The following is a 22579-nucleotide window of genomic DNA, read 5'->3' on the forward strand; positions in this document are numbered from 1 at the left end:
GGGACAGAAGGCCGGCATTATAGCGCCATGGCCGGCTAAAACCTCTGTATTCGTGTGGTCGCCCGGGCAAAAGCCGGGTTAGACTCCGTGGTCCCGCCCAACCCGCTCAGTGATGCTTTCCGATGCTTGAACAGTACGTCAAAAAGATCCTCACCTCGCGCGTTTATGACGTTGCCGTGGAAACCCCTTTGCAGACTGCCCGCCAGCTCTCCGAGCGGCTGGGCAACACGATCTGGCTCAAGCGCGAAGACTTGCAGCCGGTGTTCTCGTTCAAGATACGCGGCGCTTACAACAAGCTGACTCAGTTGACCGACGAAGAGCGCGCACGCGGCGTGGTCACTGCCTCGGCGGGCAACCACGCGCAGGGCCTGGCCCTGGCGGCCAAGGTGCTGGGGGTCAAGGCGACTATCGTGATGCCCAAGACCACCCCGGAGATCAAGGTCGAAGGCGTGCGTTCGCGTGGCGGCAAAGTGGTGCTGCACGGGGATTCGTTCCCGGAGGCCCTGGCCTATTCGCTGAAGCTGGTCGACGAAAAAGGCTACGTCTACATTCACCCCTACGATGATCCGCACACCATTGCCGGGCAGGGCACGGTGGCCATGGAAATCCTGCGCCAGCATCCGGGTCCGCTGGACGCGATCTTCGTGCCGGTGGGCGGTGGCGGCCTGATCGCCGGGATCGCGGCCTACGTCAAATACCTGCGTCCGGACATCAAGATCATCGGCGTCGAGCCGGATGACTCCAATTGCCTGCAAGCGGCCATGGCTGCCGGCGAGCGAGTGGTGTTGCCGACCGTGGGGATCTTTGCCGACGGTGTGGCTGTGGCCCAGATCGGCCAGCACACCTTCGATATCTGCAAAGACTATGTCGATGAAGTGATTACCGTCAGCACCGATGAAATCTGCGCGGCGATCAAGGACATCTACGACGACACCCGCTCGATCACCGAGCCGGCCGGCGCCCTGGGCGTGGCCGGGATCAAGAAGTACGTCGAGTTGCGCGGCGTCACCGGGCAGACCCTGGTGGCCATCGACTCCGGCGCCAACGTCAATTTCGATCGCCTGCGCCATGTCGCCGAGCGCGCCGAGTTGGGCGAGGGCCGCGAAGCCATTATCGCGGTGACCATTCCGGAGCAGCCGGGCAGTTTCAAGGCGTTCTGCGAAGCCATCGGCAAGCGCCAGATCACCGAATTCAACTATCGCTACAACACCGGCAGCGAGGCGCACATTTTTGTCGGTGTGCAGACCCATCCGGAAAACGATCCACGCAGTGCGCTGATCGCCAGCCTGAGCGAGCAGGGTTTCCCGGTGCTCGACCTGACCGACAACGAACTGGCCAAGTTGCACATTCGCCACATGGTCGGCGGTCGTGCGGCCCATGTGGTCGACGAAGTGATCCTGCGTTTCGAATTTCCAGAGCGCCCCGGCGCGCTGTTCAACTTCCTCAGCAAGCTCGGCGGGCGCTGGAACATCTCGATGTTCCACTACCGTAACCACGGCGCGGCCGACGGCCGGGTAGTCGCCGGCTTGCAGGTGCCCCACGACGAGCGCCACCTGGTGCCGGCGGCGCTGGCGGAAATCGGCTACCCGTATTGGGATGAAAGCGACAACCCGGCCTATCAGCTGTTTCTGGGCTGAATGGCTACGCTGATGCACAGGACTTGAGGGAATAGACGTATGGATACCTTGATCGCGCTGAAAATGGTCCACAGGGTGGCGACCGTGTTGCTGCTGGCCGGTGCACTGGGCCTGGCGCTCTGGGTCTGGCGGACCCGGCGCAACGGGGATGCCACGGCGCCGGTGCGCACGTTGCAACGGCCATGGCTGTTCGTCTGGCTGCTGATGGGCCTGGCGTTGCTGAGCATGCCGTTCACTGGCTGGTGGATGGTGCACCTGGTTGGCTGGCCGCTGGGGCAGACCTGGCTGCTGGCGTCCAGCGTGCTGTATGCAGTGACGGTGCTGAGTGGTTTCTGGCTGCTGGCACGGCTCAACCGCCAGCGTACGGCGCCGGGTGGCAGCGGCAGGTTCACCTTTGCCCTGGCGTTGGTCAGCGTGGTCAGCTTGATCGCGATTGCCGGCTTGATGGGCGCCAAGCCGGTTTAGCAGCTTGGTACCGAGGTGACCCTAATCGCGGGCAAGCCCGCTCCCACAGGTTTTGCCGGGTGGCATAGATTGCATGCACACCCAAGCCCCTTGTGGGAGCGGGCTTGCCCGCGATGGCATTCTCAGTCGCGCAAAGAAATCACCGGCCAGCCGCGCTTATCGGCCTCGGCCCGCAGGTTCGGGTCCGGGTCCACGGCCACGGGGTTCGCCACCCGCTCCAGCAGCGCCAGATCATTCATCGAGTCGCTATAGAAGTAACTGCCTTCCAGCGACAGCCCGGTCTCCTCCAGCCAACGATTCAAGCGCGTCACCTTGCCTTCGCGAAAGCACGGTACATCGGTGCTGCGCCCGGTGTAGCGGCCCTCGTGCATTTCACATTCGGTGGCGATCAGGGTTTCCACCCCCAGGTGTTCGGCAATCGGTGCGGTGACGAAACGGTTGGTGGCGGTGATGATCACCAGCTTGTCACCGTCGGCGCGGTGCTTGGCCAGCAGCTCCACAGCCTTGGGCAGCATGAGCGGTTCGATGCAGTCGCGCATGAAGTCGCGGTGCCATTCATCGAGTTGGGCCATCTCGGTGCGGCCGAGGATTTCCAGGCAGAAGTTCAGGTACGCGGCATTGTCCAGCTTGCCGGCCAGGTAATCCTGGTAGAACTCGTCGTTGCGCGCTTTGTACGCGACAGGGTCGAGGATCTCCCGTTCACACAGGTAATCGCCCCATGCGTGATCGCTGTCGCCGCCCAAAAGTGTGTTGTCCAGATCGAATAAAGCCAGGCGCATTGCAGTTACCCGCTGATAAGTCAGTAAAAAGGGGTTAAGAATACGGTCTTTTCACAAGAGTGCACATAAGGTAGGAAGCTTCGTTGCCGCCTTCCCAACCTTTGTGGAACAATGCGGCGACATGCGTTTGCGAGGTTGTTGCCGTGATCGACCCCGATGGTTTCCGCCCCAATGTGGGGATCATTCTGACGAATGATGCCGGCCAGGTGCTATGGGCTCGCCGTATCAATCAAGATGCCTGGCAGTTTCCTCAAGGTGGAATCAACCCTCAGGAGACGCCGGAAGACGCCTTGTATCGCGAGTTGAACGAAGAAGTCGGCCTGGAGCGCGAAGATGTTGAAATTCTCGCCTGCACGCGTGGCTGGTTGCGCTATCGTTTGCCGCAACGTCTGGTCCGTACCCACAGCCAACCGCTGTGCATCGGCCAGAAGCAGAAATGGTTTCTCCTGCGCCTGGTCTCCAACGAGCAGCGGGTGCGGATGGATTTGACCGGTAAACCGGAGTTCGATGGCTGGCGTTGGGTCAGCTATTGGTATCCGTTGGGCCAGGTGGTGACATTCAAGCGCGAGGTGTATCGCCGCGCTCTCAAAGAGCTTGCCCCGCGCCTTCTAACGCGCGACTGACGACGGAGTTCGACCCCGAGCCATGCTCAATACGCTGCGCAAGATCGTCCAGGAAGTTAACTCCGCCAAGGATCTCAAGGCGGCGTTGGGCATTATTGTATTGCGCGTCAAAGAGGCCATGGGCAGCCAGGTCTGCTCGGTCTACCTGCTCGACCCCGAGACCAACCGTTTTGTGCTGATGGCCACCGAAGGCTTGAACAAGCGCTCGATCGGCAAAGTCAGCATGGCGCCCAACGAAGGCCTGGTGGGCCTGGTGGGCACGCGTGAAGAACCGTTGAACCTGGAAAACGCCGCCGACCACCCGCGTTATCGCTACTTCGCCGAGACCGGTGAAGAGCGTTATGCCTCGTTCCTCGGCGCGCCGATCATTCACCACCGTCGCGTCGTCGGCGTATTGGTCATCCAGCAAAAAGAGCGGCGTCAGTTCGATGAGGGCGAAGAAGCGTTCCTCGTGACCATGAGCGCCCAGCTCGCCGGGGTTATCGCCCATGCCGAGGCCACCGGTTCGATCCGCGGCCTGGGGCGCCAGGGCAAGGGCATCCAGGAAGCCAAATTCATCGGCGTGCCGGGTTCGCCGGGTGCGGCGGTCGGTACCGCGGTGGTCATGCTGCCACCGGCGGATCTCGATGTGGTGCCGGACAAGACCATCACCGACATCGACGCCGAACTGGGCCTGTTCAAGACCGCCATCGAAGGCGTGCGCGCCGACATGCGGGCCTTGTCCGCCAAGCTGGCAACCCAGTTGCGCCCGGAAGAGCGCGCGCTGTTCGACGTCTACCTGATGATGCTCGACGATGCCGCGCTGGGCAGCGAAGTCACCACTGTGATCAAGACCGGCCAATGGGCCCAGGGTGCGTTGCGCCAGGTGGTCACCGATCACGTCAACCGCTTTGAACTGATGGACGACGCCTACCTGCGTGAGCGGGCGTCGGACGTCAAGGACCTCGGCCGCCGCCTGCTGGCCTACTTGCAGGAAGAGCGCCAGCAAAACCTGGTCTACCCGGAAAAGACCATTCTGGTCAGCGAAGAACTGACGCCGGCCATGCTCGGCGAGGTGCCGGAAGGTACGCTGGTCGGCCTGGTCTCGGTCCTGGGTTCGGGCAACTCCCACGTCGCGATCCTGGCACGAGCCATGGGCATCCCGACGGTGATGGGCCTGGTCGACCTGCCGTATGCCAAGGTCGATGGCATCGAGTTGATCGTCGACGGCAATCGGGGTGAGGTCTACACCAACCCCAGCGACGTGTTGCGCAAGCAATTCGCCGAGGTGGTCGAAGAAGAGAAGCAACTGGCCCTGGGGCTCGACTCCCTGCGTGACTTGCCCTGCGTGACCCTCGACGGCCACCGCATGCCGCTGTGGGTCAACACCGGCCTGCTGGCGGACGTGGCGCGGGCACAGAAGCGCGGCGCCGAAGGGGTGGGCCTGTATCGCACCGAAGTACCGTTCATGATCAATCAACGGTTCCCGAGCGAAAAGGAGCAGCTGGCGATCTATCGCGAGCAACTCGCCGCCTTCCACCCGCAACCGGTGACGATGCGCAGCCTGGACATCGGCGGCGACAAGTCACTGTCCTACTTCCCGATCAAGGAAGACAACCCGTTCCTCGGCTGGCGCGGGATTCGCGTCACCCTCGACCACCCGGAAATCTTCCTGGTCCAGACCCGCGCCATGCTCAAGGCCAGCGAAGGCCTGAACAACCTGCGCATCCTCCTGCCGATGATCTCCGGCACCCACGAACTCGAAGAAGCCCTGCACCTGATTCACCGTGCCTGGGGCGAAGTGCGTGACGAAGGCACCGACGTGCCGATGCCGCCGGTGGGCGTGATGATCGAGATTCCGGCGGCGGTCTACCAGACCAAGGAACTGGCGCGGCAGGTGGACTTCCTGTCGGTCGGCTCCAACGACCTGACCCAGTACCTGCTGGCCGTGGACCGCAACAACCCACGGGTGGCGGACTTGTACGACTACATGCACCCGGCGGTGCTGCAGGCCCTGCAGACCGTGGTGCGCGATGCCCATGCCGAAGGCAAGCCGGTGAGCATCTGCGGTGAAATGGCCGGTGACCCGGCAGCGGCCGTGCTGTTGATGGCGATGGGTTTTGACAGCCTGTCGATGAACGCCACCAACCTGCCGAAAGTGAAATGGATGCTGCGCCAGATCAACCTCAGCTGGGCCAAGGACCTGCTGGCGGAGCTGATGACCATCGACAACCCGCAAGTTATCCACAGCTCGCTGCAACTGGCGTTGAAAAACCTCGGCCTGGCGCGGATGACCAACCCGGCGGCGATCAAGCCGCTCTGAACCTGCGGCGGTTTCATCGCGGGCAAGCCCGCGATGGGGCCAGTCCAGGCAACACCACACCCCCCCTCAAAGCCTGATCTGCACTTCCCCAAGATGCCCGCCATAGGGCCCGAAACTGCGCTCCACCATCACCCGTGAACCATCGGCCTGGACAATCAGCGCGGTACTGGCGCGGGTGCCATACGTGGGGCTGGCGATAAACACGCTCGACAGCAGACTCTCAGTCGCCAGCCCGACTCCGGTGTCCGGCAAGTCACCGAACGGTGCCGTCTGCGGATCGCCCAGCAATGCCAGCAACGCCTGCGGTTGTGGATCATCGAGCACTTCGGTCAGTGCCGCCTTGGCCTTGACCAGCTTGGGCCAGGGGGTATCGAGCCCGGCGTTGGACAATCCATAGACCCCGGCCGCCAGCGGGTTCGGCGCGGTTTCTTGCGCGTTGTAGTGCCAGAGCTCCTGGCGATTGCCGATCAGCAGGTTAAAGCCGGCATATTCCAGCGATCTGCCGACAACATCGGCTAAATACTGATCAATCGGCATTTCGCCGGTGAGAAATCGCGCCACCAGTTCGCCGCGGGATTTGCGCGCCGGCGGCTGGTGCGGATTGCGGATGTTGGTCAGGGCGGCAAAACGTCCGTCCGCGCCGACGCCCAGCCAAGTGCCTCCGGCCTCCAGGTCGCGTCCGGCATGCACCTGTGGCGCTTCGGGCCATGCCGCCAGCGGCAGGCTGGGGCGGGCATAGAACTCATCACGGTTGGCCGCGACGATCAGGGGAGTGGCGTGATCCGGGCGCCAGGCAAAAATAATCAGGCACATAAGGTGGTCCTTGTGTGTTTTTCTGCCCACTGTACGCAGACATCGCTCATCGATCCATCGTCATCCACAGTGGAGCCCGGGCCCCCGCATCCGTTACCATGCGGCTGCTTTTTTGCGAAGCGGACAAGGACGATCATGGAATTTTTGCTCTATCTGCTGCTGGGCGCCTGTGCAGGCGTGCTGGCCGGGCTGTTTGGGGTGGGTGGCGGGATCATCATCGTGCCGGTGCTGGTGTTCAGCTTCACCTTGCAGGGTTTTGATGCGTCGGTGCTGACCCACCTGGCCGTCGGCACTTCGCTGGCCACCATCATTTTCACCTCGATCAACGCGGTGCGCGAGCACCAGCGCAAAGGCGCGGTGCGCTGGCCGATCTTTGCCTGGATGACCTTGGGGATCCTGCTCGGGGCCGGTTTCGGCGCGTTGACCGCCGAGGCGATTTCCGGTCCGCACCTGCAGAAGATCATTGGTGTGTTTGCCCTGGTGATCGCCGTGCAGATGGCCCTGGAGCTCAAGCCCAAGGCCAGTCGAACGGTTCCCGGCAAGTTCGGTCTGACCGTGGCCGGCAGCGTGATTGGCTGGGCCTCGGCGATCTTCGGGATTGGCGGCGGTTCGCTGACCGTGCCATTCCTGACTTGGCGCAGTGTGCCAATGCAGCAGGCCGTGGCGACGTCGTCCGCCTGCGGGTTGCCGATCGCGTTGGCAAGTGCATTAAGTTTCATGATTCTGGGCTGGCATGATCCCTTGTTGCCCGCTCATAGTCTGGGTTTCGTTTATTTGCCGGCGCTGCTGGGCATTGCCCTGACCAGCATGGTCTTCGCCCGTTTTGGCGCGCGACTGGCCCACCGGTTGTCGCCGCGATTGCTGAAAAGACTGTTTGCCGCTTTGCTGTTGTGCGTGGGCACCAGTTTCCTGCTCTGAGGCAGGGCGCAATCCTGGCTTAATCCCGGCGTGGCAGGGTCGCGCCAGGAATTTTAAGTTTCAACTCTAACGAGGAGTCGCAATGCTGCCTTACCCGCAGATTGACCCGGTGGCCCTGGCCATTGGCCCGCTGAAAATCCACTGGTACGGCCTGATGTACCTGATCGGCATCGGCGGTGCCTGGCTGTTGGCGTCGCGCAGGTTGAACCGCTTCGACCCGACCTGGACCAAGGAAAAACTCTCCGACATGGTCTTCTGGATGTCGATGGGCGTGATTGTCGGTGGTCGCCTGGGGTATGTGCTGTTTTACGACCTGAGCGCCTACCTCGCCAACCCGACCTTGATTTTCGAGGTGTGGAAGGGCGGCATGTCGTTCCACGGTGGTTTCATCGGCGTGATGCTGGCAGCCCTGTGGTTCGGCAAAAAGAACGGCAAGTCGTTCTTCCAGCTGATGGACTTCGTTGCACCGATGGTGCCGATCGGCCTGGGGGCCGGGCGGATCGGTAACTTCATCAACGCCGAGTTGTGGGGCAAGCCGACCGACGTGCCGTGGGCCATGGTCTTCCCGTCGTTCAGCGACCCGGCCCAGTTGGCGCGCCACCCGTCGCAGCTGTATCAGTTCGCCCTCGAAGGTGTGGCGCTGTTCGCCATCCTCTGGCTGTTCTCGCGCAAGCCGCGGCCGACCATGGCGGTCTCCGGGATGTTCGCGCTGTTCTACGGAATCTTCCGCTTTGTCGTCGAGTTCTACCGCGTGCCGGACGCCCAGTTGGGCTACCTGGCGTGGAACTGGCTGACCATGGGCCAAGTATTGTGTATCCCGATGATCGTTGGTGGACTGTTCCTGATCTGGCTGGCCTATCACCGCGCACCCAAGGCACCGGCTGTCCCGGCCGCCTGACGCTTTATATTCGAAGCGCAGGGCCGCGAGCCCTGCCTTCAAGGACACAGGTAATACATGAAGCAATATCTCGATCTGGTCGCCCACGTCATCAAGAACGGCACCAAGCAAGCCAACCGTACCGGCGTCAACACCATCAGCTTCCCGGGTGCGATGCTGCGTTATGACCTGCAAGAAGGTTTCCCGGCGATCACCACCCGCAAGATGGCCTTCAAGTCGGCCATCGGCGAGATGTGCGGTTTCCTGCGCGGGGTCAACAACGCCGCCGAGTTCCGCGCCTTGGGCTGCAAGGTCTGGGACCAGAATGCCAATGAAAACGCGCAGTGGCTGGCCAACCCGTTCCGCCAGGGCGCAGATGACCTGGGCGAGATCTACGGCGTGCAATGGCGCAAGTGGCCAGCGTACAAGCAGATCCCCCTGAGCAACCCGGCCGCCATCGAGCAGACCCTGGCCCAGGGTTACCGGCAGATTGCCGAAGGCGAGGAAGACGGTCAGGCCTACGTGGTGCTGTACAAGGCCATCGACCAGGTTCGCCAGTGTGTCGATACCATCATCAAGGACCCGGGCAGCCGGCGTATCCTGTTCCACGGCTGGAACGTCGCCCAGCTCGATGAAATGGCCCTGCCGCCGTGCCACCTGCTGTACCAGTTCCACCCGAATGTCGAGACCAAAGAGATCTCTTTGACCCTCTACATCCGCTCCAACGACCTGGGCCTGGGCACGCCGTTCAACCTCACCGAGGGTGCCGCGCTGCTGAGCCTGATCGGTCGCCTGACCGGTTACACGCCGCGCTGGTTCACCTATTTCATCGGCGATGCCCACGTCTACGAAAACCACCTGGACATGCTCAACGAACAGCTCAAGCGCGAGCCGTTCCCGATGCCGCAGCTGAAAATCTCGGATCGTGTGCCGGAGTTTGCCAAGACCGGGGTGTATCAGCCGGAGTGGCTGGAGCTGATCGAGCCGGGTGATTTTTCGCTCGAAGGTTATGAGCACCACGCGCCCATGACCGCGCCGATGGCGGTCTGACAAGCCATACGCAACACCCCTGTGGGAGCGGGCTTGCCCGCGATGGGGCCGGTACAGCCAACATTTATGGCTCCTGACCCACCGCCATCCCGGGCAAGCCCGGTCCCACAGTGTTTTGTGATGTGCCTAGTGGCCGTGGCTGCGGCCTACGTGGGAATGTTCGACCTCCGTTGCAACCACTCCGCCACTGACTTCCAGGCGCTGCAAGATCCCGCACTGTTCGATATCCGGCCCTTCGCTGCAGCGTTGGCGCAGGTCGATGAGTTGCGCCTGCAGGGCGAGCAGGCCGTCGATCCGTGCCTTGACGTGGTGGATGTGTTCGTCGATCAGGGCGTTCACGCTTTCGCACTGGTCCTGTGGACTGTCGCGCAGGCCCAGCAGGCTGCGGATTTCTTCGAGGGTCATGTCCAGGGTGCGGCAGTTGCGGATGAAGGTCAGGCGCTCGGCATGGGCCTGGGTGTAGACGCGGTAGTTGCCGTCGCTGCGGGCCGGCTCCGGCAGCAGGCCTTCACGCTCGTAGTAGCGGATGGTTTCGACGGCGCAATCGGTCAGTTTCGCCAGTTCTCCGATCTTCATCGCGATAATCTCCAAATGGGTGCTTGACCCTATAGTGGCTACAGGGTCTTTACTTGGCAACAGGCACCTACACGGACGCGACCTGATGAGCGATTCCCAGCACACCCACAAACCCGGTACTGCGCATGAGCACAGTCACGGGGACAAACTTCAACCGGTAGATAAACACGATCACGCTAGCCACGGCGGCTCCTGCTGCTCAAGTGCAGCGCCTGCGCTGGTCAAAATCAGTGACGCGCCCACCGAGGGCGCTCGCCTGAGTCGTTTCCGCATCGAGGCCATGGACTGCCCGACGGAACAGACGCTGATCCAGAACAAGCTCGGCAAGTTGGCCGGCGTGCAGCAACTGGAGTTCAACCTGATCAACCGGGTGCTGGGCGTGACCCACGACCTGCCGACCACGGCGCCGATCATCGACGCGATCAAATCCATCGGCATGCTGGCCGAGCCGATCGAAGACGGCGCGCAGGCGGATGACAGTCGCGCGGCGCCGATGAAAAAGCCCTGGTGGCCGCTGGCGCTTTCCGGGGTCACGGCACTGGCCGCCGAAGTGATCCACTTCACCAGCTCCGCACCGACCTGGGTGGTGGCGCTGGTCGCGCTGGTTTCGATTCTCAGCGGCGGTCTGGGCACCTATAAAAAGGGCTGGATTGCCCTGAAGAACCTCAACCTGAACATCAATGCCCTGATGAGCATCGCGGTGACCGGCGCCGTGCTGATCGGCCAATGGCCGGAAGCGGCGATGGTGATGTTCCTGTTCACCGTGGCCGAGCTGATCGAAGCCAAATCCCTCGACCGCGCGCGCAATGCCATCAGCGGCCTGATGCAGATGACCCCGGAACAGGTCACGGTGCAGCAGGCCGACGGTTCATGGGTCGAACGTGAGGCTAAAAGTGTTGAGCTGGGCGCGTTAGTACGGGTTCGCCCGGGTGAACGCATTGGCCTGGACGGCGAAGTGGTCGCTGGCAACTCGACCATCGACCAGGCGCCCATTACCGGGGAAAGCCTGCCGGTGGAGAAGACAGTGGGCGACAAGGTGTTCGCCGGCACCATCAACCAGGCCGGCGCCCTGGAGTACCGGGTGACCGCGGCCGCCAACCACTCGACCCTGGCGCGGATCATCCACGCCGTGGAAGAAGCCCAGGGCGCGCGTGCGCCGACCCAGCGTTTTGTCGACAGCTTCTCGAAAATCTACACCCCGGTGGTGTTCGTCTTTGCCCTCGGTGTGGCGCTGATTCCACCGTTGTTCATGGGCGCGGCCTGGTTCGACTGGATCTACCGCGCGCTGGTGCTGCTGGTGGTGGCGTGCCCTTGTGCGCTGGTGATTTCCACCCCGGTAACCATCGTCAGCGGCCTGGCGGCGGCTGCGCGCAAAGGCATCCTGATCAAGGGGGGCGTGTACCTGGAGGGCGGCTACAAGCTTGACTTCCTGGCCTTGGACAAGACCGGCACCATTACCCATGGCAAGCCGGTGCAAACCGACTACCTGGCGCTGGACCCCACGGTCGAGACCCGCGCTCAGGTGCTTGCCGCCAGCCTCGCTGGACGCTCCGACCACCCGGTATCGCTGGCCATCGCCAAGGCGGCTGTGGATAAAGACCTGAGCCTGCTCGCTGTGGATAACTTCGCAGCCCTGGCCGGCCGTGGTGTGCGCGGCGAGATCGACGGCCAGGCCTACCATCTGGGCAACCATCGCCTGGTGGAGGAGCTGGGCCTGTGCTCGCCAGCGCTGGAAGAAAAACTCTCCGCCCTGGAAGAACAAGGCAAGACCGTGGTCCTGTTGCTCGACGCCTCTGGCCCGCTGGCCCTGTTTGCCGTAGCCGACACGGTCAAGGAATCCAGCCGCGAGGCCATTGAGCAGTTGCATGCGCTGGGGGTGAAAACCCTGATGCTGACCGGCGACAACCCGCACACGGCGCGGGCGATTGCCGCGCAGGTGGGCATCGACCAGGCCCAGGGTGACTTGCTGCCAACCGACAAGCTCAAGGCGATCGAGGACTTGTATGCCCAGGGGCACCGAGTCGGCATGGTGGGCGACGGGATCAACGACGCGCCGGCGCTGGCCCGGGCCGAGATCGGGTTCGCCATGGCGGCGGCCGGTACCGATACCGCCATCGAGACCGCTGATGTCGCCCTGATGGACGACGATCTGCGCAAGATTCCAGCGTTTATTCGCCTGTCACGCCAGACGTCCCATATCCTCACGCAAAATATCGCCCTGGCCCTGGTCATCAAGGCGATCTTTCTTGGGGTAACCTTCTTCGGACTGGCCACCATGTGGATGGCCGTGTTTGCCGACATGGGCGTGGCCCTGCTGGTGGTGTTCAACGGTCTGCGCCTGCTGCGCAAATAAACAAAGAGAGGCTGATGTGCTGAGTGCCGAGCTGAAGGCTTTTTACATGGTCGCGCGTTTGGGCAGTATTACCCTGGCAGCGAAAAAGCTCGGCCTGAGCCAGCCCACGGTGACGACCCAGATTCGCCACCTGGAGAGTCAGTACTCGGTCGAGCTGTTCTACCGCGGCGGGCGCCGCCTGACTGTCAGCGAGGAGGGCGCGCGCCTGCTGCCCATGGTCAAGACACTGCTGCAGCAGGAAGCCGACATCGAGTTTTTCCTGCGCAACAGTGGTCAGGTCCAGGGGGCATTGCGCATCGCCGCGACCGCGCCGTATTACATTCTCGACCTGGTGAAAGCTTTCCGCGAGCGGCTGCCCCAGGTGGAGGTCTCGGTGGAAATCGGCAACTCCCAGCAGGTTCTCGAAGCCTTGGAGGACTACCGGGTGGACCTGGCCGCGTCCTCGCAACTGCTGGAAGACACCCGTTTGATCCGCCGGGTGCTGGGCAGCGATCCGTTGGTGCTGGCCGTGCACCGCAATCATCCGCTGGCGGTACACGACCACGTGCCGCTGAGCGCCTTGGCCGGGCATACCCTGTTGATGCGCGAGAGCGGCTCGACCACCCGCCGCCTGACCGAAGAATTGCTCGCCAGTGCCGGGGTGGGGTTTGGCCCGCTGCTGGAAATCGGCAGCCGCGAATCGATTCGTGAAGCGGTACTGCGCAATATCGGCATCAGCATCATCGCCCGCCAGGAAGTGCCCCATGACCCGCAACTGCGGGTGTTGAGCATCGAGAACGCGCCGCAGATCCCGGAATACCTGTATTGCCTCAAGGAGCGCAAGAGCGCCCGGTTGCCGGCGGCGTTTCTGGGTTTGGCGCAGGAAATGGCGCCGGCCTGAGATCTACGGTGCCAGCACTGGCGCATCGCAGACAGCCGCTGCTGTAGGTGCTGAACCAAAATCCCCCAATACCACTATCAGCCGTTTTTGCCTCACTGCCACACGAACTACGCATTCGCTCCCTAGGATGGCCCACATCTGCTTGATGAGGTCCGTCCATGAACCACTCGAATGCAACTGCCCAGGTTTTCCCCGGCACCCCGATGAAGGTGCGCGGTATCGAGAAGCGCTTCGGCGCCTTCACCGCGCTGGATAACGTTTCACTGGACGTGCAGGCCGGTGAACTGGTGTGCCTGCTCGGTCCCTCGGGCTGCGGCAAGACCACCTTGCTGCGGTGCATTGCCGGCCTGGAGCGCCAGGATCGCGGCGAGTTGTACCTGGGGGATCGTGACGTTTCCCGTCTGGCCCCACAGGCCCGGGACTACGGGATTCTGTTCCAGTCCTACGCCCTGTTTCCCAACCTCAGCGTCGAAGCCAACATTGCCTACGGCCTGGCCGGCAGTGGCCGTGAGCAAGTGCGCCAGCGCGTGGCGCAGATGCTCGAGCTGGTGGGCCTGACCGGCAGTGAAAAGAAATACCCCGGCCAGTTGTCTGGTGGCCAGCAACAGCGCGTGGCACTGGCCCGGGCCTTGGCGCCGGCGCCTTCACTGCTGCTGCTGGACGAGCCGATGTCGGCCCTCGATGCCCGGGTTCGCGAGCATCTGTGCACCGAGTTGCGCCAATTGCAGCGCAGCCTGGGCATCACCACCCTGATGGTGACCCACAACCAGGACGAGGCCATGCTGATGGCCGACCGCATTGCCGTGATGAACAACGGCAAGGTCGAGCAGTACGCCACCCCGCAGGAAATCTACAACCGCCCGGCCACCCCATTCGTTGCCGAGTTCGTCGGCCAGGGCAACTGGTTGCCGTTCCAGCGCAGCAGTGACAGCCACGCCCAGGTCGGCGGGATGCCCGTGCGCCTGGCCGATAACAGCGGCAAAGCGGCGTCCGGCCGGCTGTTCTGTCGCCCGGAAGCCATCAGCGTCAACCCGCTGGTGCATGAGGAAAACCTGTTCCCGGCCAAGGTGCGTGAGATCACCTTCCTGGGCAATCGCTGCCGCATGAGCTTTGAGCTCAATCACCTGCCAGGCCATGCGCTGCTCGCCGAACTGGCGCCCGAAGCCATGCCGCGCCTCGGTGCCCAGGACATCATGGTCGCCTTGCCACCGCGCAGCCTGCAGGTGTTTGCCTGATGAGCACGCAAATGGCCTTGCCGATACCGCACAAGCAGGTTCGGCAGACGTCCCGAGCCCAGATCGGCGACCGGATTTTTGTCCTCGGCGGCAAGGTCCTGCTCCTGTGCCTGCTCAGCGTCGCGGTGCTGATGCCGCTGCTGGCGATCTTCTGGCGCGGCTTCAGCAATGATGCCGGCCAAGGGGGTGGCCTGGTCGCCGCCCGCGAGCTGCTGACCAGTGCCAACTTTCACTGGTTGCTCGGCAACAGCCTGAAAGTGTCCCTCAGCGTCGCGGCCATTGTGGTCCCGCTGGCCTACCTGTTTGCCTACGCCCTGCAGCGCACGCTGATCCCCGGCAAGGCCATCTGGCGCGGCCTGTCGCTGCTGCCGTTGATGGCGCCATCGATGCTGCCGGGCATCGCGCTGGTGTACCTGTTCGGTAACCAGGGCCTGCTGCGTGGGCTGCTGTCGGACAACATCTACGGTTTCTGGGGCATCGTGCTGGGCGAGGTGATCTACACCTTTCCCCACGCCTTGATGATCCTGCTGTCGGCGCTGTCCCTGGCGGATGCGCGGCTGTTCGACGCCGCGTCGAGCATGGGCGCCAGCCCATCCAGGGCCTTTCGCAGCATCACCTGGCCGGCGACGCGCCAGGCGGTGTTCGCCGCGTTCTGCCTGGTGTTCACCCTGACCATCACCGACTTCGGCGTGCCGGTGGTGGTCGGTGGCGACTATCAGGTGTTGGCGCTGGAAGCCTACAAGGCGGTGGTCGGCCAGCAGCAATTCGGTCGCGGTGCGCTGATCGGCATGGTCCTGTTGGTGCCGGCACTGCTCAGCTTTGCGGTCGATGCCTGGTTGCGTCGTCGCCATGGCGACTCCATGAGCGGCCGGGCGCAAGTCTTCCAACCGGCGCCGTCGCGACTGCGTGATGGCTGTTACCTGGGCATCGTGCTGGTGATCTGCGCCGTGCTGTTACTGGTGTTTGGCATGGCGGTGTACTCCTCGCTGGTGAAATTCTGGCCGTACAACCTGTCGTTGTCGCTCAAACACTATCAGTTCGGCGACACCGCAGGCGGTGGCTGGCTGGCCTATGGCAACAGCGTGAAGATGGCCCTGTGCTCGGCGCTGATCGGCAGCGGGCTGATTTTCACCGGGGCCTATCTGATGGAAAAGACCCGTGGCCAGCGTGGCCTGAACCTGGCGCTGCGCATGCTCAGCTTTGTGCCGATGGCGGTGCCGGGGCTGGTCCTGGGCTTGGGCTACGTATTCTTCTTCAACCTCAACGGCAACCCGCTGCATGTGCTCTACGGCACCATGACCCTGCTGGTGGTGTGCACCATTGCGCACTACCTGACCACCGCCCAAATGACCGCCACCACCGCGCTGCGCCAACTCGACGCAGAGTTCGAAGCCGCCGCGCTGTCGCTCAAGGCGCCGCTGTACCGCCACTATTTGCGCGTCACCGTGCCGATCTGCCTGCCGGCGCTGCTGGACATCGTGCGCTACCTGTTCGTCTCGGCCATGACCACCGTCTCGGCGGCGATCTTCCTCTACAGCCCCGACACCATCCTTGCGGCGGTGGCGGTCCTGAACATGGACGACGCCGGCAACGTCGGCGGTGCCGCCGCCATGTCGACCCTGATCCTGTTCACCTCGGCGGGCGTGTCCCTGCTCCTGGCCTGGGCCTCGCGCGGCTTGCTGCGGCGCTCCCAGGCCTGGCGCCAGACCGCGCCCGGCAACTGAATCGACTCAACCCCACAACCCTCTGATCCGCACCTGAAAGGAACCGCACCATGTTCAAGCCCTTGGCTCTAGCCGCTGCTGTCCTCACTGCTTTCAGCATGAACGCCTTCGCGGCGAAAACCGAACTGACCGTCTACACCGCGCTGGAAGCCGAACAGCTGAAAACCTACAAGCAGGCGTTCGAAGCGGCCAACCCGGATGTCGAGATCAAGTGGGTACGTGACTCCACCGGCATCATCACCGCCAAGCTGCTGGCGGAAAAAGCCCGCCCGCAGGCCGATGCGGTCTGGGGCCTGGCGGCGTCGAGCCTGGCGATCCTCGATCAGCAAGGCATGCTGCAAAGCTACGCACCGAAGGAGCTGGGCAAGATCGGCGCTAACTACCGCGACGCCGCCAACCCGCCGGCCTGGGTGGGCATGGACGTGTGGGCCGCGACCATCTGCTTCAACACCGTGGAAGCCGAGAAGCAGGGCCTGAGCAAGCCGGTGAGCTGGCAGGACCTGACCAAGCCTGAGTACAAAGGCAAGATCGTCATGCCCAACCCGGCATCCTCGGGCACCGGTTTCCTTGACGTTAGCGCCTGGCTGCAGACCTTTGGCGAGAAGCAGGGCTGGCAGTACATGGACGACCTGCACCAGAACATCGGCCAGTACGTTCACTCCGGTTCAAAGCCCTGCAAGCTGGCGGCCGCCGGGGAATTCCCGATCGGCATTTCCTTCGAGTACCCGGCTGTGCAGTTGAAGCGCCAGGGCGCACCGCTGGACATCGTCCTGCCGAAAGAGGGCCTGGGCTGGGAAATCGAAGCCACCGCCGTGATCAAGGGCACGCCCCATGAAGAGGCCGCGAAGAAACTCGCCGACTTCTCCGCAAGCACCGAGGCCATGGAGCTGTACAAGGAAAACTTCGCCGTGCTCGCCCAGCCCGGCATCGCCAAGCCGCAGACCGAACTGCCGGCCGACTACGAACAGCGCCTGATCAAGAACGACTTCGCCTGGGCCTCGAAAAACCGCGACGAGATCCTGGCCGAGTGGCGCAAGCGTTATGACGGCAAGTCCGAGAAAGTGGCGGCCAAGTAAGCTCTCTATTGGCTGAGGGGCCCTATCGCGGGCAGCCCGCTCCCACAGTGGAATGCGTCCTCTGTGGGAGCGGGCCGGGCGGCGCTCCGCTTGCCCGCGAAGGCGGCTTTGAATTCAGGACATCTCTTAATGACACAACACAACGACCTACTGATCGTCGGCGCCGGCATTCTCGGGCTGTCCCACGCCTATGCCGCTGCCAGGCGCGGGCTCAAGGTCAGGGTTTTCGAACGCAGCGCCACGCCCCTGGGGGCCTCGGTGCGCAATTTCGGCCAGGCCCTGGTCACCGGTCAACCGCCCGGGCAGATGCTCGAACTGGCCAGGGCCAGCCGGGATATCTGGGGCCAATGGGCGCAGCTCGCCGGCTTGCAACTCAAACGCAACGGCTCCTATCTGTTTGCCCGCACCGAAGCGGAAGAGCAACTGTTGTCAGCCTTCTGCGAAGGCCGCGCGATCGAGCACGGTTACCGCGTCGAACTGCTGCGCGGCGCGGCGTTGCGTGATCTGTATGGCGGCCAGTTCAGCCATCACCGCGCGGCGTTGCATGGCCTGGACGATCAGCAGCTGTATTCCCGCGAGGCCCTCCCAGCCTTGATCGACTACCTGCGCCGGGAGCTGGCGGTCGAGTTTCACTTCTCGACCCTGGTGCGCGACGTCGAGCCGGGGCGTGTGCACAGCACCGCGGGCAGCTTCAGTGGCGAGCAGATCATTGTCTGTTCCGGTCACGATTACCAAACCCTGTTGGCCGAGCCCATTGCCGCGCTCAAGCCGCAGGTCTGTCGCTTGCAAATGCTCCGCGCCCGGCCGCTGATCGACCTCAATCTGCAACACGCCTTGCTCACCGGGTTGAGCTGCGTGCACTACGGTGCGTTCGCCGACCTGCCGCAAGCGCAGGCCGTGCAGGCGCAGATTCTGCGAGAGACCCCGCACCTGCATGAGCAGGGCATTCACTTGCTGATCAGCCCGACACCCCATGGTGAGCTGATCATTGGCGACTCTCACCACTACGGCAGCGATCCATCGCCGTTCAATGCCGAGCAGGTGGATGACTGGATGATCGAGCTGGCCGAGCAGACCCTGGGTTGCAAGGTGCAGGTGGTCGAGCGCTGGCAGGGCGTCTATGGTGCTCAAGGGCCGGCGCCGTTTTCCTTCCTGCAGGCCGCGCCAGGCGTGCATACCGCCCTGATGCACACGGGCGTGGGCATGAGCATCGGCCCGGCGATGGCCGAATCCAACATCAGCACATTATTTGGAGCGCACTGATGGACCGCACTGAGCAAGTGATCGCCGAAGTGTTCGGCTGGTATGAGCGCTTCGGTGCCAGCGATTACATCGGCGAACCCGTGTCGCAGATCGAGCATATGTCCCAGGCTGCCGAACTGGCCATGGCCGAGGGTTTCGACGATGAGGTGGTGCTGGCGGCGTTCTTCCACGACATCGGCCATCTGTGCAGCGAGAGCACACAGAACATGGGTGGGTTTGGCGTGGTCAGCCACGAACGCCTCGGTGCCGACTACTTGCGGCGCCAGGGTTTCAGCGAGCGCATGGCGCGGTTGGTGGAGTATCACGTGCAAGCCAAGCGTTACCTGACGTTGACCGAACCCGGCTACTACCAGCGCCTGAGTGAAGCCAGTCGCCGCACCCTGGAATACCAGGGTGGGGTGATGAGCGAGGACGAAGCCCGGGTGTTCGCCCGCGACCCGCTGTGCGCCGTCAGCTTGCGCATGCGCCAGTGGGATGAGCAGGCCAAGGAAATGAATGTGCCGGTGATCGACCTGGCCGTTTTGAAGGGCAAGGCGTTGCAGCTGCTACAGGGTTAGTCGCCGATCACCTTCTGCGCCAACAGCTCCACCTGCTCCTGGCGCTCGGCCTGGTTCAATTTGCCCTGGGGATTGAGCGACGACCATTGTGGATGCGCCCGGGCCTTGTTCAAGGCTTCGGGCAGCTTGCCTTCACGCCAGCTCTTGTCCTGGGGCGTGGCCAGCTGGATGCTGTCCATTGCGGCATGCCCGCGCTGGTCGAGGGCGAGCACCAGTTGGCGCTGGCGCAGTGCTAATAAACGCAACACGCTGTCGTCGACCGTCAGCTCGCGCTGGCCCTTGATCTTGCCCAGCAAACGGCTGCCGTAACTGCGCGCGGTTTGCAGGGCGCCGCCGGCAATCGCGCCGGCCAGTGCGGCCGCGCCGAGGGTCAGGCCACCCACCAGCAGGTCGACGCCGGCCCCGGCCGCCGCTCCTGCGGCAATCCCACCACCGACGCGAACCCCCAGTTGCTTGAGGGTTTCGGGGTTGAACAAATCATCACCCCAGCGTCCGTCCAGCAGCGGCAGATCGCTGGCGGCCGCGTCCTGCGGGCGGAAGGCGTAGAGCTTGAGCAGGGCTTCGACGCAACGCTGTTCGCGTTGGCGCACGGCTTTGCGCAGTTGGGCGATGGCCTGCTGCTCCTGCTCGGCGTCGCTGGCCACGCTGCGGCGGCAGGCGGCGCAGTCGATCAGCAATTCGGCGATCAAGCGGGCAGCGCTTTGCTGGCGCGCCAGGCGTTGCGCCTGCTGGTCGGCGATCAGGCGCTCCAGTTGCGGTCGCGCAGTTTCCAGCAGCAGGGCGAGGCTTTCATAGAGGCGGCGCTCGCCATCCTCCGGCGGCGCGACGCTGTCGAATCGCACCAGTGCATGCAGACCCAGCCGCGCTAATGCTTCACGCCATGCCGGTTCGCGATGGTTGGCGCTGCTGACGAAATTCAGCACCGGCAGCAGCGGTTTACCGCAACTGGCCAACACTTCCAGCTCATCGCGGTACTTGGCCAGCACCGGCTCCCGGGCGTCGATCACATAGAGACCGGCGTCCGAGGCCAGTAACTGACGCAGGACTTTGGCTTCCTGTTCGAAACGCTGCCGCGCTTCACTGCCATCGAGGAAACGTGCCAGTCGCGCTGGACCATCGAGGCGCTCGCCGGGGCGTTCCAGGCGTTCGAGGTAATCAAGCAGGGCGATGGCGTCTTCCAGGCCGGGCGTGTCGTACAGGTCGAGCAATGGCTCGCCGTCCACCGACAGCCGCGCACCTTCTACATGCCGCGTGGTGCTGGGGCGGTGGGACACTTCGCCGAAACCGACATCGCGGGTCAGGGTGCGCAAGAGCGAGGTTTTGCCGACGTTGGTGTGGCCGACGACGGCGAGTTTCAGAGGCTGCTTGTTGGTGTCAGTCATGACCCGTCTCCAGCCAGTTCATCGGCGCACAATCGGCAAACGGCAGCTCCAGTTGTTCCAACGCCACATGCCAATCGCCGAGGCGATCGGCGTCCAGCGCTTCGCCGGGTGGTGCCTGCAGCAACCACACGCGGGTGGCGCTGGCGTTGCGGGCCAGTTCGGCGATCAATGCGAGGCTGCCGCGATCCGGTGAGCGCCGCGGATCGCAGGCGATGGCCAAGCGTGCCGGGGGAAAACGACTCAACTGTTCGAGCAGTTTGTTCCGCGATTCACGGCTGTCGAGGATGCCGGCGTTGCTGACGTTGTTCGGCAGTTGCGGTGGCCAGGGGCGGTCGTCGTCCAGTTCGATGGCGACCAGTAACGCGCCCTCGCTTTGCTGTTCACTGACGCCGCTTTCCACGCGATGAAGTTGCTGCGGCGCGGCATCGCTGACGCCCAGGCGTTCGCTGGTGGGCATCAACCGTTCGCGCAGTTGGGCGTAGCCGGGCAGGTTTAAATCCAGGCACAGGGCCGCTTTCCCGGATTTCCAGCGCCACAGGCACAACACCGCGAGCAACAAGCGCGGCACCACGCCGTACACCAGCAGCACACCGACCAACCATGCGGCCCAGGCCTGCCGGGCACTTTCGATATTCAGTGCGGCATCGCCACTGGCGCGGATCATTTCTTCGGTCGGCACGCTGAAGCCGAGGAGGGCCGGCAGTGCGCCGAGCGCCTGGGTCACGGCAATAAAGGTGTCGGCGCTGAGAATGGTGGTTTCCCAGACGAAGCCATAGCGCCGGGTCGCCATCAGCGTCAGCAAGATCACCAGTGCACTGAGCATCGCCAGCAACCACAGGCTGTTGACCAGCACGCCGATGGCCCAGCGATTGAGTTTCTGCCGTTGCAGCAACAGCAGCAGGGCCGGCGCCAGTTGCGCGGCTTTGGCATCCCGGGCAAATTTTTCACTGAGCCACAGCCACAGGCGCCCGAGGCTGGCGCCGTGTTCACCGGCAAACACCAGGCCCAGCGCCCAACTCAACAATAGAATCAGATTAAGGCCGAGCAGGCTGCCCAAGGCCCAGAACACATTCACCGGGTGCAGTCCGTCGCCCATTGCGGCAAACGCCAGGCCGGCGCCGCTGACCACGGCCAACACCGTCAGTACGATCAGCGCCAGTCGCGCACCTTGCAGCCAGTGTTTGAGTGCGTCGCTCAAGCCATCGCGTTCCGCCAGCCATAGGGCACGGCGCTGAATACGCGTCGGCAAGTCGCCGGCCGCGCTGCGGGCCAGTCGGTTGGCTTCCAGATCTTCCAGGGGGCCGGCGTGCTCTTCGCGCAGGCGGATGGTTTCTGTCAGCCAGAGGTTGTTCAGTTCAGTCACGCGGCATCCCGTCGCTTAAATGAGCTGTGAGCATAACCGCTGTGGCGCTTATCGGGGAAAGCCCGGCTCTGGTATCCTCGCCGGCATGAAAAAAACTCTCCCTTTGAGCCTGATCGCAGCCCTCGGTGAAAACCGCGTGATCGGCGTCGACAACAGCATGCCCTGGCACCTGCCGGGGGATTTCAAATACTTCAAGGCCACCACCCTGGGCAAGCCGATCATCATGGGTCGCAAGACCTGGGATTCCCTCGGCAGGCCGTTGCCGGGGCGGTTGAATATCGTCGTCAGCCGCCAGGCCGACCTGCAGCTGGAAGGCGCCGAGGTCTATCCGTCGCTGGACGCCGCCGTCGAGCGAGCACAGCAATGGGCGCTGGAACAAGGTGTCGATGAGTTGATGCTGATTGGCGGCGCGCAGCTATATGCGCAAGGATTGGCCCAGGCCGATCGGCTGTACCTGACCCGCGTGGCGCTGAGCCCCGAGGGTGATGCGTGGTTTCCGGCGTTTGATTTGAACCAGTGGAAGCGGGTGTCGAATCTGCCGAATCCGGCCGAAGGCGACAAGCCGGCGTACAGCTTCGAAATCTGGGAAAAAGCCTGAAAGCATCGCCAGCAGGCTGGCTCCCACAGTGGGTTTGAGGTGAAACACAGATTGTATGAACACCAAAAATCCCTGTGGGAGCCAGCCTGCTGGCGATGAGGCCAGATC

At 63.4% G+C, this 22579-nt stretch carries 20 protein-coding genes; 15 read left to right on the forward strand and 5 right to left on the reverse strand.

The window, feature by feature from the left end; all coding sequences use genetic code 11:
- Window positions 1-122: 122 nt before the first annotated feature.
- Complete coding sequence (gene ilvA / locus Q1W70_RS11655; RefSeq protein WP_166592730.1) at window positions 123-1637, forward strand: threonine ammonia-lyase, biosynthetic; 1515 nt, start codon at window positions 123-125, stop codon at window positions 1635-1637.
- 39 nt (window positions 1638-1676) lie between these two features.
- A complete protein-coding gene (locus Q1W70_RS11660) occupies window positions 1677-2102 on the forward strand; it encodes a DUF2269 family protein (RefSeq protein ID WP_166592731.1) in 426 nt (141 codons plus the stop codon).
- A 122-nt stretch (window positions 2103-2224) separates the two neighbouring features.
- Here the strand turns inward: Q1W70_RS11660 and Q1W70_RS11665 are convergent, their stop codons facing one another.
- The gene (locus tag Q1W70_RS11665; protein WP_166592732.1) at window positions 2225-2881 is read right to left on the reverse strand and encodes a histidinol-phosphatase; all 657 of its coding nucleotides are present in this window, start codon (window positions 2879-2881) and stop codon (window positions 2225-2227) included.
- A gap of 143 nt (window positions 2882-3024) precedes the next feature.
- Here Q1W70_RS11665 and Q1W70_RS11670 point away from each other — a divergent pair, with 143 nt between their 5' ends.
- Entirely contained in the window at window positions 3025-3504 is a 480-nt protein-coding gene (locus Q1W70_RS11670) for an RNA pyrophosphohydrolase (protein ID WP_095083604.1), read from the forward strand.
- Window positions 3505-3526: 22 nt separating this feature from the next.
- On the forward strand, window positions 3527-5806 hold the full coding sequence (ptsP, locus tag Q1W70_RS11675; RefSeq protein WP_166592733.1) for a phosphoenolpyruvate--protein phosphotransferase: 2280 nt from the start codon (window positions 3527-3529) through the stop codon (window positions 5804-5806).
- Window positions 5807-5872: 66 nt separating this feature from the next.
- On the opposite strand, the gene Q1W70_RS11680 is transcribed toward ptsP, so the two are convergent.
- Window positions 5873-6619, reverse strand: a complete 747-nt coding sequence (locus Q1W70_RS11680; protein WP_182342783.1) for an NRDE family protein — start codon at window positions 6617-6619, stop codon at window positions 5873-5875.
- A 135-nt stretch (window positions 6620-6754) separates the two neighbouring features.
- On the opposite strand from Q1W70_RS11680, the gene Q1W70_RS11685 reads away from it, so the two are divergent.
- The 3 genes from Q1W70_RS11685 to Q1W70_RS11695 all read left to right on the forward strand — a co-directional run bounded on the left by Q1W70_RS11685 (window position 6755) and on the right by Q1W70_RS11695 (window position 9464).
- Window positions 6755-7537, forward strand: a complete 783-nt coding sequence (locus Q1W70_RS11685) for a sulfite exporter TauE/SafE family protein (RefSeq protein WP_095164642.1) — start codon at window positions 6755-6757, stop codon at window positions 7535-7537.
- Between the two features lie 82 nt (window positions 7538-7619).
- Entirely contained in the window at window positions 7620-8435 is an 816-nt protein-coding gene (gene lgt / locus Q1W70_RS11690; RefSeq protein ID WP_166592735.1) for a prolipoprotein diacylglyceryl transferase, read from the forward strand.
- 57 nt (window positions 8436-8492) lie between these two features.
- Window positions 8493-9464: a thymidylate synthase gene (locus Q1W70_RS11695; RefSeq protein ID WP_166592736.1), complete on the forward strand. Its 972-nt coding sequence runs from the start codon at window positions 8493-8495 to the stop codon at window positions 9462-9464.
- Window positions 9465-9590: 126 nt separating this feature from the next.
- On the opposite strand, the gene cadR is transcribed toward Q1W70_RS11695, so the two are convergent.
- Window positions 9591-10040, reverse strand: a complete 450-nt coding sequence (gene cadR, locus Q1W70_RS11700; protein WP_095164637.1) for a Cd(II)/Pb(II)-responsive transcriptional regulator — start codon at window positions 10038-10040, stop codon at window positions 9591-9593.
- An 85-nt stretch (window positions 10041-10125) separates the two neighbouring features.
- Here cadR and Q1W70_RS11705 point away from each other — a divergent pair, with 85 nt between their 5' ends.
- The 7 genes from Q1W70_RS11705 to Q1W70_RS11735 all read left to right on the forward strand — a co-directional run bounded on the left by Q1W70_RS11705 (window position 10126) and on the right by Q1W70_RS11735 (window position 19128).
- Window positions 10126-12393, forward strand: a complete 2268-nt coding sequence (locus Q1W70_RS11705; protein ID WP_166592737.1) for a heavy metal translocating P-type ATPase — start codon at window positions 10126-10128, stop codon at window positions 12391-12393.
- A gap of 16 nt (window positions 12394-12409) precedes the next feature.
- A complete protein-coding gene (locus Q1W70_RS11710) occupies window positions 12410-13273 on the forward strand; it encodes a LysR family transcriptional regulator (protein WP_166592738.1) in 864 nt (287 codons plus the stop codon).
- Window positions 13274-13431: 158 nt separating this feature from the next.
- A complete protein-coding gene (locus Q1W70_RS11715) occupies window positions 13432-14508 on the forward strand; it encodes a putative 2-aminoethylphosphonate ABC transporter ATP-binding protein (protein WP_182342779.1) in 1077 nt (358 codons plus the stop codon).
- Complete coding sequence (locus Q1W70_RS11720; RefSeq protein ID WP_166592740.1) at window positions 14508-16232, forward strand: putative 2-aminoethylphosphonate ABC transporter permease subunit; 1725 nt, start codon at window positions 14508-14510, stop codon at window positions 16230-16232. Before Q1W70_RS11715 ends, Q1W70_RS11720 begins: the two co-directional genes overlap by 1 nt.
- Before the next feature lie 50 nt (window positions 16233-16282).
- The gene (locus Q1W70_RS11725) at window positions 16283-17308 is read left to right on the forward strand and encodes a putative 2-aminoethylphosphonate ABC transporter substrate-binding protein (RefSeq protein WP_302098836.1); all 1026 of its coding nucleotides are present in this window, start codon (window positions 16283-16285) and stop codon (window positions 17306-17308) included.
- Window positions 17309-17437: 129 nt separating this feature from the next.
- Complete coding sequence (locus tag Q1W70_RS11730; RefSeq protein ID WP_302098837.1) at window positions 17438-18571, forward strand: TIGR03364 family FAD-dependent oxidoreductase; 1134 nt, start codon at window positions 17438-17440, stop codon at window positions 18569-18571.
- Window positions 18571-19128, forward strand: coding sequence for a phosphonate degradation HD-domain oxygenase (locus Q1W70_RS11735; protein WP_166592743.1), 558 nt, complete (start codon window positions 18571-18573; stop codon window positions 19126-19128). Before Q1W70_RS11730 ends, Q1W70_RS11735 begins: the two co-directional genes overlap by 1 nt.
- Here the strand turns inward: Q1W70_RS11735 and Q1W70_RS11740 are convergent.
- Window positions 19125-20510, reverse strand: coding sequence for a GTPase/DUF3482 domain-containing protein (locus tag Q1W70_RS11740; RefSeq protein WP_166592744.1), 1386 nt, complete (start codon window positions 20508-20510; stop codon window positions 19125-19127). The genes Q1W70_RS11735 and Q1W70_RS11740 overlap by 4 nt on opposite strands.
- Window positions 20503-21873, reverse strand: a complete 1371-nt coding sequence (locus Q1W70_RS11745; RefSeq protein ID WP_166592745.1) for a DUF2868 domain-containing protein — start codon at window positions 21871-21873, stop codon at window positions 20503-20505. The genes Q1W70_RS11740 and Q1W70_RS11745 overlap by 8 nt, the downstream gene beginning before the upstream one ends.
- A gap of 85 nt (window positions 21874-21958) precedes the next feature.
- Here Q1W70_RS11745 and Q1W70_RS11750 point away from each other — a divergent pair, with 85 nt between their 5' ends.
- Window positions 21959-22471 carry a dihydrofolate reductase gene (locus Q1W70_RS11750; RefSeq protein ID WP_166592746.1) on the forward strand — a complete coding sequence of 171 codons (513 nt, stop codon included), beginning with the start codon at window positions 21959-21961 and terminating at the stop codon, window positions 22469-22471.
- Window positions 22472-22579 lie beyond the last annotated feature (108 nt).

Source organism: Pseudomonas kielensis, from assembly GCF_030505375.1.
GTDB lineage: Bacteria > Pseudomonadota > Gammaproteobacteria > Pseudomonadales > Pseudomonadaceae > Aquipseudomonas > Aquipseudomonas kielensis.

Coding starts and splice junctions, on each gene's coding strand:
- ilvA (WP_166592730.1), top strand. CDS start 123: ATGCTTGAACAGTACGTCAAAAAGATCCTCACCTCGCGCGTTTATGAC.
- Q1W70_RS11660 (WP_166592731.1), top strand. CDS start 1,677: ATGGATACCTTGATCGCGCTGAAAATGGTCCACAGGGTGGCGACCGTG.
- Q1W70_RS11665 (WP_166592732.1), bottom strand. CDS start 2,881: ATGCGCCTGGCTTTATTCGATCTGGACAACACACTTTTGGGCGGCGAC.
- ptsP (WP_166592733.1), top strand. CDS start 3,527: ATGCTCAATACGCTGCGCAAGATCGTCCAGGAAGTTAACTCCGCCAAG.
- Q1W70_RS11680 (WP_182342783.1), bottom strand. CDS start 6,619: ATGTGCCTGATTATTTTTGCCTGGCGCCCGGATCACGCCACTCCCCTG.
- Q1W70_RS11685 (WP_095164642.1), top strand. CDS start 6,755: ATGGAATTTTTGCTCTATCTGCTGCTGGGCGCCTGTGCAGGCGTGCTG.
- lgt (WP_166592735.1), top strand. CDS start 7,620: ATGCTGCCTTACCCGCAGATTGACCCGGTGGCCCTGGCCATTGGCCCG.
- Q1W70_RS11695 (WP_166592736.1), top strand. CDS start 8,493: ATGAAGCAATATCTCGATCTGGTCGCCCACGTCATCAAGAACGGCACC.
- cadR (WP_095164637.1), bottom strand. CDS start 10,040: ATGAAGATCGGAGAACTGGCGAAACTGACCGATTGCGCCGTCGAAACC.
- Q1W70_RS11705 (WP_166592737.1), top strand. CDS start 10,126: ATGAGCGATTCCCAGCACACCCACAAACCCGGTACTGCGCATGAGCAC.
- Q1W70_RS11715 (WP_182342779.1), top strand. CDS start 13,432: ATGAACCACTCGAATGCAACTGCCCAGGTTTTCCCCGGCACCCCGATG.
- Q1W70_RS11720 (WP_166592740.1), top strand. CDS start 14,508: ATGAGCACGCAAATGGCCTTGCCGATACCGCACAAGCAGGTTCGGCAG.
- Q1W70_RS11725 (WP_302098836.1), top strand. CDS start 16,283: ATGTTCAAGCCCTTGGCTCTAGCCGCTGCTGTCCTCACTGCTTTCAGC.
- Q1W70_RS11730 (WP_302098837.1), top strand. CDS start 17,438: ATGACACAACACAACGACCTACTGATCGTCGGCGCCGGCATTCTCGGG.
- Q1W70_RS11735 (WP_166592743.1), top strand. CDS start 18,571: ATGGACCGCACTGAGCAAGTGATCGCCGAAGTGTTCGGCTGGTATGAG.
- Q1W70_RS11740 (WP_166592744.1), bottom strand. CDS start 20,510: ATGACTGACACCAACAAGCAGCCTCTGAAACTCGCCGTCGTCGGCCAC.
- Q1W70_RS11750 (WP_166592746.1), top strand. CDS start 21,959: ATGAAAAAAACTCTCCCTTTGAGCCTGATCGCAGCCCTCGGTGAAAAC.